At 50.3% G+C, this 12,794-nt stretch carries 10 protein-coding genes and 3 pseudogenes; 8 read left to right on the top strand and 5 right to left on the bottom strand.

Features of this window, described 5'->3' with window-relative positions; translation table 11 throughout:
• Positions 1 to 3: 3 nt before the first annotated feature.
• Positions 4 to 701, bottom strand: a pseudogene (locus OGY71_RS07560) (IS1 family transposase).
• 197 nt (positions 702 to 898) lie between these two features.
• Here OGY71_RS07560 and OGY71_RS07565 point away from each other — a divergent pair.
• Positions 899 to 1,603 carry an IS6-like element IS26 family transposase gene (locus tag OGY71_RS07565; RefSeq protein ID WP_023327680.1) on the top strand — a complete coding sequence of 235 codons (705 nt, stop codon included), beginning with the start codon at positions 899 to 901 and terminating at the stop codon, positions 1,601 to 1,603.
• 36 nt (positions 1,604 to 1,639) lie between these two features.
• Here OGY71_RS07565 and OGY71_RS07570 read toward each other — a convergent pair.
• A pseudogene (locus OGY71_RS07570) lies at positions 1,640 to 2,071 on the bottom strand (transposase); the annotation flags it as partial.
• A gap of 775 nt (positions 2,072 to 2,846) precedes the next feature.
• Here OGY71_RS07570 and OGY71_RS07575 point away from each other — a divergent pair.
• Positions 2,847 to 4,076: an EAL and HDOD domain-containing protein gene (locus tag OGY71_RS07575; RefSeq protein WP_042201166.1), complete on the top strand. Its 1,230-nt coding sequence runs from the start codon at positions 2,847 to 2,849 to the stop codon at positions 4,074 to 4,076.
• A gap of 126 nt (positions 4,077 to 4,202) precedes the next feature.
• Here OGY71_RS07575 and OGY71_RS07580 read toward each other — a convergent pair.
• Positions 4,203 to 4,720, bottom strand: a pseudogene (locus OGY71_RS07580) (IS1-like element IS1B family transposase); the annotation flags it as partial.
• 33 nt (positions 4,721 to 4,753) lie between these two features.
• On the bottom strand, positions 4,754 to 7,738 hold the full coding sequence (locus tag OGY71_RS07585; RefSeq protein WP_063942080.1) for a Tn3 family transposase: 2,985 nt from the start codon (positions 7,736 to 7,738) through the stop codon (positions 4,754 to 4,756).
• Between the two features lie 159 nt (positions 7,739 to 7,897).
• On the opposite strand from OGY71_RS07585, the gene OGY71_RS07590 reads away from it, so the two are divergent.
• The 4 genes from OGY71_RS07590 to OGY71_RS07605 all read left to right on the top strand — a co-directional run bounded on the left by OGY71_RS07590 (position 7,898) and on the right by OGY71_RS07605 (position 10,290).
• Positions 7,898 to 8,482 carry a recombinase family protein gene (locus OGY71_RS07590; RefSeq protein ID WP_008502231.1) on the top strand — a complete coding sequence of 195 codons (585 nt, stop codon included), beginning with the start codon at positions 7,898 to 7,900 and terminating at the stop codon, positions 8,480 to 8,482.
• A gap of 184 nt (positions 8,483 to 8,666) precedes the next feature.
• Positions 8,667 to 9,224 carry an OsmC family protein gene (locus OGY71_RS07595; RefSeq protein WP_000108589.1) on the top strand — a complete coding sequence of 186 codons (558 nt, stop codon included), beginning with the start codon at positions 8,667 to 8,669 and terminating at the stop codon, positions 9,222 to 9,224.
• A 141-nt stretch (positions 9,225 to 9,365) separates the two neighbouring features.
• Complete coding sequence (locus OGY71_RS07600; RefSeq protein WP_008502230.1) at positions 9,366 to 9,947, top strand: TetR/AcrR family transcriptional regulator; 582 nt, start codon at positions 9,366 to 9,368, stop codon at positions 9,945 to 9,947.
• Positions 9,948 to 9,951: 4 nt separating this feature from the next.
• Positions 9,952 to 10,290 carry a carboxymuconolactone decarboxylase family protein gene (locus OGY71_RS07605; RefSeq protein WP_000888080.1) on the top strand — a complete coding sequence of 113 codons (339 nt, stop codon included), beginning with the start codon at positions 9,952 to 9,954 and terminating at the stop codon, positions 10,288 to 10,290.
• A 29-nt stretch (positions 10,291 to 10,319) separates the two neighbouring features.
• On the opposite strand, the gene OGY71_RS07610 is transcribed toward OGY71_RS07605, so the two are convergent.
• A complete protein-coding gene (locus OGY71_RS07610; RefSeq protein WP_008502229.1) occupies positions 10,320 to 10,649 on the bottom strand; it encodes a thioredoxin family protein in 330 nt (109 codons plus the stop codon).
• Positions 10,650 to 10,861: 212 nt separating this feature from the next.
• Here OGY71_RS07610 and OGY71_RS07615 point away from each other — a divergent pair, with 212 nt between their 5' ends.
• Positions 10,862 to 11,968 (top strand): alkene reductase, encoded by a 1,107-nt coding sequence (locus OGY71_RS07615; protein ID WP_006687059.1) that lies wholly within the window; start codon positions 10,862 to 10,864, stop codon positions 11,966 to 11,968.
• Between the two features lie 65 nt (positions 11,969 to 12,033).
• On the top strand, positions 12,034 to 12,735 hold the full coding sequence (locus tag OGY71_RS07620) for a DsbA family oxidoreductase (RefSeq protein WP_008502228.1): 702 nt from the start codon (positions 12,034 to 12,036) through the stop codon (positions 12,733 to 12,735).
• Positions 12,736 to 12,794 lie beyond the last annotated feature (59 nt).

Here is a 12,794-nt window from a genome sequence, read left to right on the forward strand (position 1 = left end):
AACTTACTGATAGTGTTTTATGTTCAGATAATGCCCGATGACCTTGTCATGCAGCTCCACCGATTTTGAGAACGACAGTGACTTCCGTCCCAGCCTTGCCAGATGTTGTCTCAGATTCAGGTTATGTCACTCAATGCGCTGAGTGTAACGCTTGCTGATAACGTGCAGCTTTCCCTTCAGGCGGGGTTCATACAGCGGCCAGCCATCCGTCACCCATACCACGACCTCAAAGGCCGACAGCAGGCTCAGAAGACGCTCCAGTGTGGCCAGAGTGCGTTCACCGAAGACGTGCGCCACAACCGTCCTCCGTATCCTGTCATACGCGTAAAACAGCCAGCGCTGACGTGATTTAGCACCGACGTAGCCCCACTGTTCGTCCATTTCAGCGCAGACAATCACATCACTGCCCGGTTGTATGCGCGAGGTTACCGACTGCGGCCTGAGTTTTTTAAGTGACGTAAAACCGTGTTGAGGCCAACGCCCATAATGCGTGCACTGGCGCGACATCCGACGCCATTCATGGCCATATCAATGATTTTCTGGTGCGTACCGGGCTGAGAGGCGGTGTAAGTGAACTGTAGTTGCCATGTTTTACGGCAATGAGAGCAGAGATAGCGCTGATGTCCGGCAGTGCTTTTGCCGTTACGCACCACGCCTTCAGTAGCGGAGCAGGAAGGACATCTGATGGAAATGGAAGCCACGCAAGCACCTTAAAATCACCATCATACACTAAATCAGTAAGTTGGCAGCATTACCAAATTTCGCGGATCTGGGCCGATTTTTTTCCCGCAAACACATCGAATCAGCCTATTTAGGCTATTTTTTCCACCATTTCGGCACTGTTGCAAATAGTCGGTGGTGATAAACTTATCATCCCCTTTTGCTGATGGAGCTGCACATGAACCCATTCAAAGGCCGGCATTTTCAGCGTGACATCATTCTGTGGGCCGTACGCTGGTACTGCAAATACGGCATCAGTTACCGTGAGCTGCAGGAGATGCTGGCTGAACGCGGAGTGAATGTCGATCACTCCACGATTTACCGCTGGGTTCAGCGTTATGCGCCTGAAATGGAAAAACGGCTGCGCTGGTACTGGCGTAACCCTTCCGATCTTTGCCCGTGGCAAATGGATGAAACCTACGTGAAGGTCAATGGCCGCTGGGCGTATCTGTACCGGGCCGTCGACAGCCGGGGCCGCACTGTCGATTTTTATCTCTCCTCCCGTCGTAACAGCAAAGCTGCATACCGGTTTCTGGGTAAAATCCTCAACAACGTGAAGAAGTGGCAGATCCCGCGATTCATCAACACGGATAAAGCGCCCGCCTATGGTCGCGCGCTTGCTCTGCTCAAACGCGAAGGCCGGTGCCCGTCTGACGTTGAACACCGACAGATTAAGTACCGGAACAACGTGATTGAATGCGATCATGGCAAACTGAAACGGATAATCGGCGCCACGCTGGGATTTAAATCCATGAAGACGGCTTACGCCACCATCAAAGGTATTGAGGTGATGCGTGCACTACGCAAAGGCCAGGCCTCAGCATTTTATTATGGTGATCCCCTGGGCGAAATGCGCCTGGTAAGCAGAGTTTTTGAAATGTAAGGCCTTTGAATAAGACAAAAGGCTGCCTCATCGCTAACTTTGCAACAGTGCCCCTTGAGTCATCATGACGCCTGCTTCGGCCAGCCAGCGATTGATGGTCTTGAACAATTGGCGGGCCAGTTGATGCTGCTCCAGCAGGTGGCGGAAATTCATGATGGTGGTGCGGTCCGGCAAGGCGCTATCCAGGGATAACCGGGCAAACAGACGCATGGAGGCGATTTCGTACAGAGCATCTTCCATCGCGCCATCGCTCAGGTTGTACCAATGCTGCATGCAGTGAATGCGTAGCATGGTTTCCAGCGGATAAGGTCGCCGGCCATTACCAGCCTTGGGGTAAAACGGCTCGATGACTTCCACCATGTTTTGCCATGGCAGAATCTGCTCCATGCGGGACAAGAAAATCTCTTTTCTGGTCTGACGGCGCTTACTGCTGAATTCACTGTCGGCGAAGGTAAGTTGATGACTCATGATGAACCCTGTTCCATGGCTCCAGATGACAAACATGATCTCATATCAGGGACTTGTTCGCACCTTCCCTAAAATTATCAGAGCATCGACGTACAGAACGAGAATATCGTATCTCTGTCGTGACGGGAAAGTCTGGGGGATGACTGTACAGATCGTTTTTGCCACATACCTTAACGGGGCAAGTGGTGCAATCCTGGTTGTGTCTGACAGGTTTGTCCTGCTCGATGAGATCCTCTGTGCGCACCAGGCGCTAACCGGCTGCCGTAATGTCAGGCAAAGGAAGGCGAGTGTTTCTTCATGATGGACAGATGAAAACATGGTGGCCATCCGTTTTCTTGTCAGTAATGATTATTATTGCATTGATGGCGATTTATTATTCATCAGGTGATGCGGCAGACGGGAATTAATAATAGCCTGATCATTATCAGACTTGTTATTATCGGATGCCCACTGGTAATAATAATCAGTTACGGTATTAATGGTACCGGTTTAATTCTCTGTGTAACGGTTAAAAAATTATATGACGTCTGTCAAAAACTGTGGATAAAATGATTTTTTCTATGGACATAAATGAAATTTACCCCGAAAATTAAATTGCAGGGAAGGAATAAATCAGTGAACAATTCTGTTGGTCGGGAATGGTGATGTCGCATCATCCCGGTTCTTTTATGATTTGAGTTGTGCTCCGGATCAAATTTATTGCCCGTAGTGCGTGTTATAAGCATGGAAAGGTTACATTTCTAAAAATTATAACGCTGACCTGGGGACCGGGAATATGTATTCATTTATCGCACGCCAGCCTATTTTTGACACAAAAATGCAGACCGTCGCTTATGAGCTGCTTTTCAGGGACGGAATGAACAATGCCTTTCCCGATGTTTCACCAGAATACGCCACGTCCAGAATGATTTCTGACCAGTTTTTATGCATCCCTGTTCCCCGTATAGCCAACAATCACAGTTCTTTTATTAATGTGCCGCACCAGATGATCATTAACGGACTGGGCGATACGCTGCCGAATGAAAAAGTGGTCATCGAAATTCTGGAAAATGCAGTCCCGGATGATGCGCTTTTCTGTGCCGTAAAGGATATGCACGACAGGGGTTACCAGCTTGCGCTCGATGATTTCACGATGGATGATGAATGGGACCGCTTTATGCAGTATATTTCTGTCATCAAATTTGATGTCAGAGACAATGACTATGAAGATATCCGGCAATATATCCACAGAAAAAGTCAGCTTCTGCAGGGCATAAAATTCCTTGCTGAAAAAGTGGAAACAAGGGACGAGTTTGAGCTTTACAGCCGGGCGGGTTTCGCGCTTTTCCAGGGATTTTTCTTCAGTCGCCCGGAAATCCTCAGAAATAAATGCCTTTCCCAGAACCCCCTGCCACTCTCCAGGCTGATGATGGAGGTGAACAGGGAAAACCCGGACTTTGCCGCGGTCGAACGTCTGCTTAAAACCGATCTGACGCTGTCATATAAAATCATGCGCTACGTCAGAAACATGCTGTTTAAATCACATGGCATAATTCAGGCGGACAATCTTACCCTGAAAGAAATGCTGATGTATATGGGGGGCAAAGAACTCCGGCGGTTTGTTGCGGTTGCCGCCCTTTCAAATATGGGGCGTTCCGGCATCAGTGAACTTTATCATCTGAGCATGGTTCGCGGAAAATTCTGCGAATTAATTGCCGGAAAAATAAATAATGTTTCATTATCCTATAACGCATTTATATGCGGTCTGTTTTCATTGCTGGATGTCATTCTTGAACTCCCCATGGACGATTTAATTAAACAGATTTCAATCCCGCAAAACGTAACTGCCGCGCTTTGTGAACATAAAGGTGAACTTTTTGACATACTGACCCTGTCGTTATGTTATGAGAAACTTAACTGGGAGGAAACCGCGAAAATATGTAATACCCTCAATATCAGCGAGTTCACTGTTATAGAAACCATGCAGGCCGCAACAAAATGGGCGGACGAGCTCGCCGTCTGTTAAGGATATTTATCACAAGACAAATCAGTCATACACATCATTTTTTTAATTAAAGAAATACCGGTGAACGCCGTTATATCCGCTTATCCAGACACAACGAGACACTATTATCATGGTAATGACTCCAACTTATTGATAGTGTTTTATGTTCAGATAATGCCCGATGACTTTGTCATGCAGCTCCACCGATTTTGAGAACGACAGCGACTTCCGTCCCAGACGTGCCAGGTGCTGCCTCAGATTCAGGTTATGCCGCTCAATTCGCTGCGTATATCGCTTGCTGATTACGTGCAGCTTTCCCTTCAGGCGGGATTCATACAGCGGCCAGCCATCCGTCATCCATATCACCACGTCAAAGGGTGACAGCAGGCTCATAAGACGCCCCAGCGTCGCCATAGTGCGTTCACCGAATACGTGCGCAACAACCGTCTTCCGGAGCCTGTCATACGCGTAAAACAGCCAGCGCTGGCGCGATTTAGCCCCGACGTATCCCCACTGTTCGTCCATTTCCGCGCAGACGATGACGTCACTGCCCGGCTGTATGCGCGAGGTTACCGACTGCGGCCTGAGTTTTTTAAATGGCGGAAAATCGTGTTGAGGCCAACGCCCATAATGCGGGCGGTTGCCCGGCATCCAACGCCATTCATGGGGTCCGCTTGGAAAACGGAAATTATCCCACGCTAAGACTGTTTTTTGTACAATGTGGTGTCGACTGTGCGTAATGAGCGGTATTTTCCGGATCCCAGCTTAAGATTATTACGCCAGACGTAATCTCCACTCAGATTGATATGTTCCCAGCCCAGGGGAGAAAGATGAGATACCAGTTGCTCATTTATCGGGATACCTTTTCGTTTTAGTGACTCAATAGCTCTTTCTATATATACCGTGTTCCACAACGTGATCGCCGCTGTCAGTAACGTCAGCCCGCTGGCGCGGTAACTCTGATTCTCCAGCCCACGATCCCTTATTTCACCCAGACGGTGCATAAAGACCGCTCGCGCAAGGGCATTACGGGCCTCACCCTTATTCAGCCCCGCCTGTACGCGTCGGCGCAGACCGGGATCACGGAACCAGTCCAGCATAAATAGTGTCCGCTCAATGCGGCCAATCTCTCTCAGCGCTTTGGCAAGTCCATTCTGTTTTGGGTAACTGGCTAACTTTTTCATCATCAGCGATGCGGTGACTGTCCCCTGCTTAATCGAGGTTGCCAGGCGCAATACCTCATCCCAGTGTGCCTCAATGTCTTTGATATTCAGGCTGGTTGTTGATATGACGGACTGAAGCCCCGGATAGCGTTCGGCCTTTCCATGAATAAACAGCCGCTTGTCATGAAGATCCCGGATCCTCGGCGCAAAAGCGAATCCCAGCAGGTGCATCAGGGCGAAAACATGTTCAGTGAAGCCTGCGGTATCGGTGTAATGCTCGGTAATTTCCAGATCGCTTTCATGGTACAGCAGGCCATCAAGCACGTGGGTTGAGTCGCGCACCCGGCTGATCACTTTGGCATAGAACGGGCTGTATTGGTCTGAGATATGCGTATAAATCTGCACGCCCGGCTCCTGACCATATTTAAGATTGACCTGACCGGCATAACGTCCGTGACTGCCTACCCGAAAGTTCTGCCCGTCTGACGATGATGTTGTCCCGTCGCCCCAGAATGCGGCCAGAGGCCGCGCTTTCTGAGCGTTGACCAGCTCGGCCAGTGCCGCTGAATAAGTTTCATCTCTGATGTACCATGCCTGAATACCTTCGAGTGACGATTTTGTTGCCCCCGGGCAGGACTCCGCCATTTTTGTCAGCCCCAGATTGATGCCGTCGGCCAGAATGGTGGTCAGCAACAGTCTTCCGTCTTTTGGTCTGACGTTATTATTTTTGAGGTGCGCGAAGTGACGCGTAAACCCCGTCCAGCTGTCCACTTCTTCCAGTATCTCTGTAATTTTCGGATGAGGAAGCATGCCATAAACCAAATCGGCAAAGGGCGAAACACCCGAAGGGACGCTGTTCTCCAGCGGAGTGATTTTTACTCCTTTATCTGAAATATCAACATCGGGCAAATCACCGGCAAGCGCCATCGCGTTAACTTCTTCCAGACGCGATGCAAGAAGCGTCATACGGGCCTGAAGATATGCCTGGCAATCGGTCTGAACGGCCAACTGTAACTGGTCATTGTGGCGGGATTTATCAAACTCAGCAGTCGGGATGAGATAATCATCAAAATTTCTGTAGCGGCGCGATCCTTTTACCCAGATATCACCGGAACGTAGCGCCCCCTTGAGTTCATTCATTACGCAAAACTCGTAGTACTTGCGGTCGATTCCTGAAGGCGTGAGTACCAGTTTTCGCCAGCTTTCAGGGATAAATCCTGTTGGCGCCGATAGCGGCACTTTACGAAGTTGTTTACGGTACATTTCCCTGATGGTGTCCAGCGCATCGCTGAGCGTCTGCGCCGCAGGTGTCGCCATGAACTGCAATGCTGACAGCATACGCGGGGCGTATTTACGCAGCGTACTGTATTTTTCGGTGATCAGGTGAAGCGGGTCGAAATTGCCCTTACGGGACAGAAACCGTGTTTCTTCCAGGCTGTTGATGAACTCCTGCCAGGGAAGGACATCTTCTATCGCTGCCCAGGGATCTTCACCGGATTCTCTGGCATGCAGTAGTGCCTGACCGACAGTAAAATATTGCTTCAACTTGCTCTGGATGAGTTTCCCCGTCAGCTGAAGCCTCTCGGCTTGTGTGCGTTTTGCCTGGCTGAACAGAGTGCCCAGAATACGTTCGTGCAGTTCGATAACCTCATCAGTCAGTGTGGCCCGCGCTTCCTGAATGACACAAACCAGCGTAGCGTAACGTCTGACATCGGTGAATTTAGCCAGATCTCTGCTGCTCATTTTCCGGCCCTCACGCGCCAGTTTTAGTAACCTGTTCTGGTGAACGGAAAGCGCAATACCATCAGGCAATTCCAGCGCGGCGATGGAATTAAGCCGGTCGATATGTTGCAGCACGTTTTTACCGTTTATTTTACCCGGAGGCTGAAGTAGCCATGCCAGACGGGAAGGTTGTTCACCCTCTGATATGATCAGGCTGTCGAGTGCTGATTTATGCTGCTTTTCCAGTTGCGCAGTAAGTGCCGAAAATACGGCTCTGTCAGCAAGCGTGACAACTTCGGCAAGCGTCCGTTCGATCACATCAACAGAAGGGAAAATAACATTATTGTTATGTAGCCAACTGAGCATTTCTTCCGCCAGCATAAATCCTTTGTCAGTACGCATGGCATAGGGGTGCAGATGCTGGATACAATCTTTTTGCAGTGACCGGCTGAACGGGGATAATTTCAGGTAGCGATAAAGTTCAGTCAGATGTTCCCAGCGAGTTTGCTCTCTGGATGCATATTCCGGCCATAAATCAGGTTGAAGTTTCAGCCGGGAAGCAATTCTGGATATGACGTCACTGTGAGGGGTATTGCTTTTGTCCGGAATAAATCTAGGTCCACGCAGATAACAGAGTAATACAGCAAAACCCAGGCGATTTGCTGGCCGTCGATGTTTATTAATGAGCGCAATATCCTGTTCATTCAGAAAACACATTCGGGTCAGAATAATTTCATCATCTGGAATAACCAGCAAGCGCTCCTGCTCTTCACTGCTCAGTATCTGTCGCCGTGGCATAAATGCTTCCCTCGCGTATAGTTTCCATATGTTATGGGTTAACAGTGACCGAAACCGGTCGGTTTCGTACACCGCTTACAGCACATGTCCGAAACTTAGTGAAATTAATTTCGGACACACGTTATAATTCGGACACCTATTTCGTACGGAAAGTTTCCCATGTCACGTGTTTTTGCCTACTGCAGGGTCTCAACTCTGGAACAGACCACAGAAAACCAGCGTCGTGAAATTGAAGCGGCGGGTTTTGCCATCAGATCCCAACGACTTATTGAGGAGCATATCAGTGGCTCGGTTGCTGCCAGCGAACGCCCCGGATTTATCCGGTTGCTAGATCGCATGGAAAATGGGGATGTACTGATTGTCACCAAACTTGACCGTCTGGGTCGTAATGCGATGGATATCCGAAAAACAGTAGAGCAACTGGCGGCTTTAGATATTCGCGTTCATTGTCTCGCACTCGGAGGCGTTGACTTGACCAGTCCGGCCGGAAAAATGACTATGCAGGTAATTTCTGCTGTAGCGGAGTTTGAGCGGGATTTGCTGCTTGAGCGAACGCATTCAGGTATTGCGAGGGCAAAAGCGGCTGGAAAACGCTTCGGTCGCCCTCCCATCCTGAGCGAGGAACAAAAGCAAACAGTGACAGAGCGCCTAAATGCTGGCATCAGTATCAGTGCTATTGCCCGGGAATTTAATACCACCCGCCAGACTATCCTTCGGGTAAAGGCTGGATTGCTGCAAGAGTGAGCGGCTGGGAAGATTATAAAAAAATCAAATGGTTATTATGAAATAAAACAGCCTTCTGGGTTCTTTTCCCCCTATTTTTTATAAAAGAGTAGACAAAAGAGGTTCGCGATATTAACCTACCAACTAGATGGTTGACACTGATTACACCAGCTATAACTTTTATCAAGAAATTACAGGAGCCATTATGTCTACTACCGTTAAACCTTCTGCAGACGCAGCTGCGATCCACAATACCCGTGAAGCAGTTCGCAGCCAGCCTGGCCTGGGTAACCTGACTTTCCAGATGAAAGCCCGTTCCAGCGGCGGATTAACCGTTCGCACAGAGACCGGCGCCACAATCCAGAACGGCGTTATCGATACCAGCCGCGTGGGGAAATTTTCTAATATCGGTGATGAACCCGCAGGTTTACTCGGCACCGATACCGGCATGAGCCCGACTGAATACATCATGCAGGCGCTGGCTGGCTGTTATACCGCCACCCTCACCATGATGGCTGCTGAAAAAGGGATCGACCTGGACGGTATCGAGCTGGATCTTAATTTCGATATCAACCTCAACGGCTTCCTTGGGCTGGACAGCAACGTGCGTAAAGGTGCGAAATCTATTCGCGTCGATGTTCACCTTACGAGCAAGACCGCCAGTCGCGAGGAGTTAGAAGCGCTGGTCAGCGAAATGCAAAAGAATTCGCCAATCCACGATACTCTGGCTAATCCGGTTGAAATGATTACACGCCTGGCGTGATGTCAGAGATGTAATGCTGCCATTCAGAATGCAGGATGGCAGTGACGTTCAGCTCTGCACGATACTGAGTCAGTGATACAACTTGCTACGGAAAAATAGCAACAATATAATCTATCAACTAGTAGATTATATGGAGTAATTATGACAACCATGACACGGGAACGGCTGCTCAGCGAAGCAGAACACCTGATGCGCGAAAAAGGGTATTCAGCATTCAGCTATGCTGATTTATCAAAAATAGTGGGTATCACCAAGGCCAGTATTCATCACCATTTCCCGACCAAAGATATTCTGGGTGAGCAGGTGGTAATACAGGCGTTCTCTGATACGCAACGCGTATTTGAGCAGATAGAGGCTACTGAGAAAAGCGCGGAGAAAAGAATTGCGGCCTACATCGATATCTTCGCGCAAAGCCATAAAGCTTCACTACTGCCACTGTGTTGTGCGTTGTCAGCAGAGACCGCCAATCTGCCTCAGGCAATTACTGTACAGACATCACTTTATTTCGATATGCAAATCGAGTGGCTCACAAAAGTCGTCAGGGCGGGCATGGAGTCAGGTGAGTTTTCATCCCATGCCGAACCATCAGATATTGCTTTGATGATCATTAATGTCTGTGAAGGCTCAAGCGTAGTGGCGCATGCAACGGCCAGACCCGAAGTCTTCGCCAACAGCCTTAAGTATATAAAACTGCTTCTTAATACCCCTCATTCAGGAGAATGACACTATGCTGGACTGGAACAACTATCGCTCAGAGTTAATGCAACGTTTAGGCGAGTTAGGCAAACTGACCCCCGAGACCATGAAAGGCGTGGTTGCCCTGGGCAACGCAGGTAACAAAACTGACCTTTTGGGCGCAAAAGTGCGTGAACTCATTGCCCTGGCGTGCGCAGTCACAACCCGCTGCGACGGCTGTATTGCTTTTCACGCCGACGCCGCTGTGAAAGCCGGTGCAACCGACGCTGAAATTGCTGAAGCGCTGGGCGTGGCGATTAACCTCAACGCTGGCGCGGCGGTCATTTATTCAGCCCGCACTCTGGATGCCGTCGGTCAGGCACGCGGTTAAGCATTAATAAATTCCACGTTAAAAGGGCATTACTGCCCTTTTTTTATGTCCGCAATCGCCTGAGCATATACCGATGCAGGTTTCACACCCGGTATGCGTTTAACTAATTGCCCTTCATGAAATATCAGCACAGACGGCAGCCCCCAGATCTCGTATTTGGTTGTCAGCACCGGCGCCTGATCTACATTGACTTTCCCCACCTGAATATCTCCATCGAGCCGGTCTGCAAACTGACTGAACATTTCTTCGCTGGCCTGACAGGGCGGACACCAGGGTGCAGAGAAACGTACCACCGATATTCCTTTGTACTGCTCTATCTGGCGGAAATTATCTTCGTTATAAGCTGTTAATGTACGCATGGTGATGACCTCGCAAAATGAGTGACAATTCAGAAATGGCTGCGTTATGACAAAAAAATACGGCACCCCCGTTGACCTACCTACTAGATGGTTGGTATATTGCCATCCATCAGATGTTTATGCAACTCCAGTGCGCGACGTCCGGTCGATGATACTTCCGGGTTGTGCAAATCCCTGCCGGGATACTCCTTTTCGTTTCTGTGAGGTATACGATGAGTAAGCTTTTCACCCCCTACAATCTGTCTGGCCTGGCGTTAAAAAACCGTGTAGTCATGGCACCGATGACCCGCACCCGCACCATGAATGACGTGCCGGATGAGGTCGTGGCTTTGTACTATGCACAGCGTGCTTCTGCTGGCCTGCTCATCACCGAAGGGATGCCGGTTTCAGAAGAAGGCCGGGGTTACCTCTATACCCCTGGTATCTACAACGACGAACACGTCCAGGGCTGGCGTAAGGTGACACAAGCGGTTCACGCCAAAGGTGGCCGTATTTTCGCGCAGCTCTGGCACGTCGGCCGTATGTCTCACGTCTCTCTTCAGCCAGGCCACATAGCGCCGGTTTCAGCGGGCACCGTTCAGGCGGTCAATACCACCGTTTTTGCGCTGACCGAATCCGGAGAACCGGGCCCGGTTGTACCAAGCCAGCCACGCGCGCTGGAAACGCATGAAGTGAAACGCATCACTGCAGACTTCGTGCACTCCGCACGCCTGGCGATGGAAGCCGGCTTTGACGGTGTGGAAATCATGGCTGCAAACGGATTCATCTTTGACCAGTTCCTCAGTAGCGAACTGAACACCCGCACCGACGAATACGGCGGCTCGGTGGAAAATCGTCAGCGTTTCCTGCTGGAGACCATTGACGCCGTGGCGGAAGCCGTGGGTAACAGCCACGTTGCCGTGCGCCTGTCACCGTTCGGCCGCATTTATGACCTCGCGCCGTATGAAGGTGAAGAGCAAACCTGGTCAGCCATCACCGACGCGCTCGGTCAGCGGGAGCTGGCTTACGTACACCTTTACTATCAGCCGGTGTACACCAAAGCGCCACTTCCGGAAGGATTCCGCCGCCGTTTTCGCAACACGTTTAAAGGCACCATCATCGCTGCCGGCGGTTTCACCCGTGATATCGCAGAGCAGGCTCTGGAAGATGATGAGCTGGATCTGGTGGCATTTGGTGTGCCCTACATCGCTAACCCGGATCTGGTTGAAAGAATGCAAAACGGCTGGCCACTGGCAGAAAGTGACCGCGCCACCTACTACGGCGTCAGTGGTTCCCCGGAAAAAGGCTATACCGATTACCCGGTCTGGCAGGCGCAATAAATCCCATACGGTCGCGGTTCTCTGATAAGTGAGACCCGACCGCCCAAGGTCTTTGAGGAATCATTATGCAAACGCTGAAACCCACCCTCACCATCGATATCTGGTCAGATTTGGTCTGCCCGTGGTGCTGGATTGCTAAGAAAAGATTTGAACAGGGTCTGAATCGCTTTGAATTTCGCGATCAGGTGGTGATCCGTCATCACAGCTACCGTCTGGCCGGTGGTACTCCCGCTATGCCTTTTAAGGATGCCATCGTTAAAAAACTGGGCAGTCAGCATTCAGCGGAGCTGATGATGAATCAGGTGGGCACCGCCGGTAAATCTGAAGGTCTGATCTACAACTTTGACGGCATGATGTTTGGTGATACAGAAGATGCACACACCCTGCTGGTTGCCGCGCGTAAGGCCGGAATTGCGGACGCGGTGGAAGAACGTTTTTATCACGGCAGTATCACCGAAGGTCGCTCTCTCTTTGACCGTCAGCAGCTCGTTGCAATGGCCGTAGAAGCCGGTATGGAGAAAGCTGACGCCGAAGCCGCTCTGGAAAATGACGATTTTCGCGCCACCGTTTCCGACGATGAAGCCCACGCACAGTCTATTGGCCTCAGCGGCGTTCCGGTTTTTGTGATGAACGAGAAATACGCCATCAGCGGGGCTCAGGGGGCAGACAACTTTTTGAATGCCCTGCGTCAGGTCTGGGATGAACAGCAAACCGAATTTTCAGCCACTGCGGGTCAGACCTGCGGAACGGATGGCTGCAGCATTTAATCCGTCAACCGCCGGCAGTTTCACGCTGCCGGCAACGTCTTACCCACCAGTAATGGAGT

The sequence above is a fragment of the Citrobacter sp. Cpo109 genome (assembly GCF_030332565.1).
Classification (GTDB): domain Bacteria; phylum Pseudomonadota; class Gammaproteobacteria; order Enterobacterales; family Enterobacteriaceae; genus Citrobacter; species Citrobacter portucalensis.

What these genes read in the sequence shown, in the direction of transcription:
- OGY71_RS07565 (WP_023327680.1), top strand. Translation starts at nt 899, where the DNA reads ATGAACCCATTCAAAGGCCGGCATTTTCAGCGTGACATCATTCTGTGG.
- OGY71_RS07575 (WP_042201166.1), top strand. Translation starts at nt 2,847, where the DNA reads ATGTATTCATTTATCGCACGCCAGCCTATTTTTGACACAAAAATGCAG.
- OGY71_RS07585 (WP_063942080.1), bottom strand. Translation starts at nt 7,738, where the DNA reads ATGCCACGGCGACAGATACTGAGCAGTGAAGAGCAGGAGCGCTTGCTG.
- OGY71_RS07590 (WP_008502231.1), top strand. Translation starts at nt 7,898, where the DNA reads ATGTCACGTGTTTTTGCCTACTGCAGGGTCTCAACTCTGGAACAGACC.
- OGY71_RS07595 (WP_000108589.1), top strand. Translation starts at nt 8,667, where the DNA reads ATGTCTACTACCGTTAAACCTTCTGCAGACGCAGCTGCGATCCACAAT.
- OGY71_RS07600 (WP_008502230.1), top strand. Translation starts at nt 9,366, where the DNA reads ATGACAACCATGACACGGGAACGGCTGCTCAGCGAAGCAGAACACCTG.
- OGY71_RS07605 (WP_000888080.1), top strand. Translation starts at nt 9,952, where the DNA reads ATGCTGGACTGGAACAACTATCGCTCAGAGTTAATGCAACGTTTAGGC.
- OGY71_RS07610 (WP_008502229.1), bottom strand. Translation starts at nt 10,649, where the DNA reads ATGCGTACATTAACAGCTTATAACGAAGATAATTTCCGCCAGATAGAG.
- OGY71_RS07615 (WP_006687059.1), top strand. Translation starts at nt 10,862, where the DNA reads ATGAGTAAGCTTTTCACCCCCTACAATCTGTCTGGCCTGGCGTTAAAA.
- OGY71_RS07620 (WP_008502228.1), top strand. Translation starts at nt 12,034, where the DNA reads ATGCAAACGCTGAAACCCACCCTCACCATCGATATCTGGTCAGATTTG.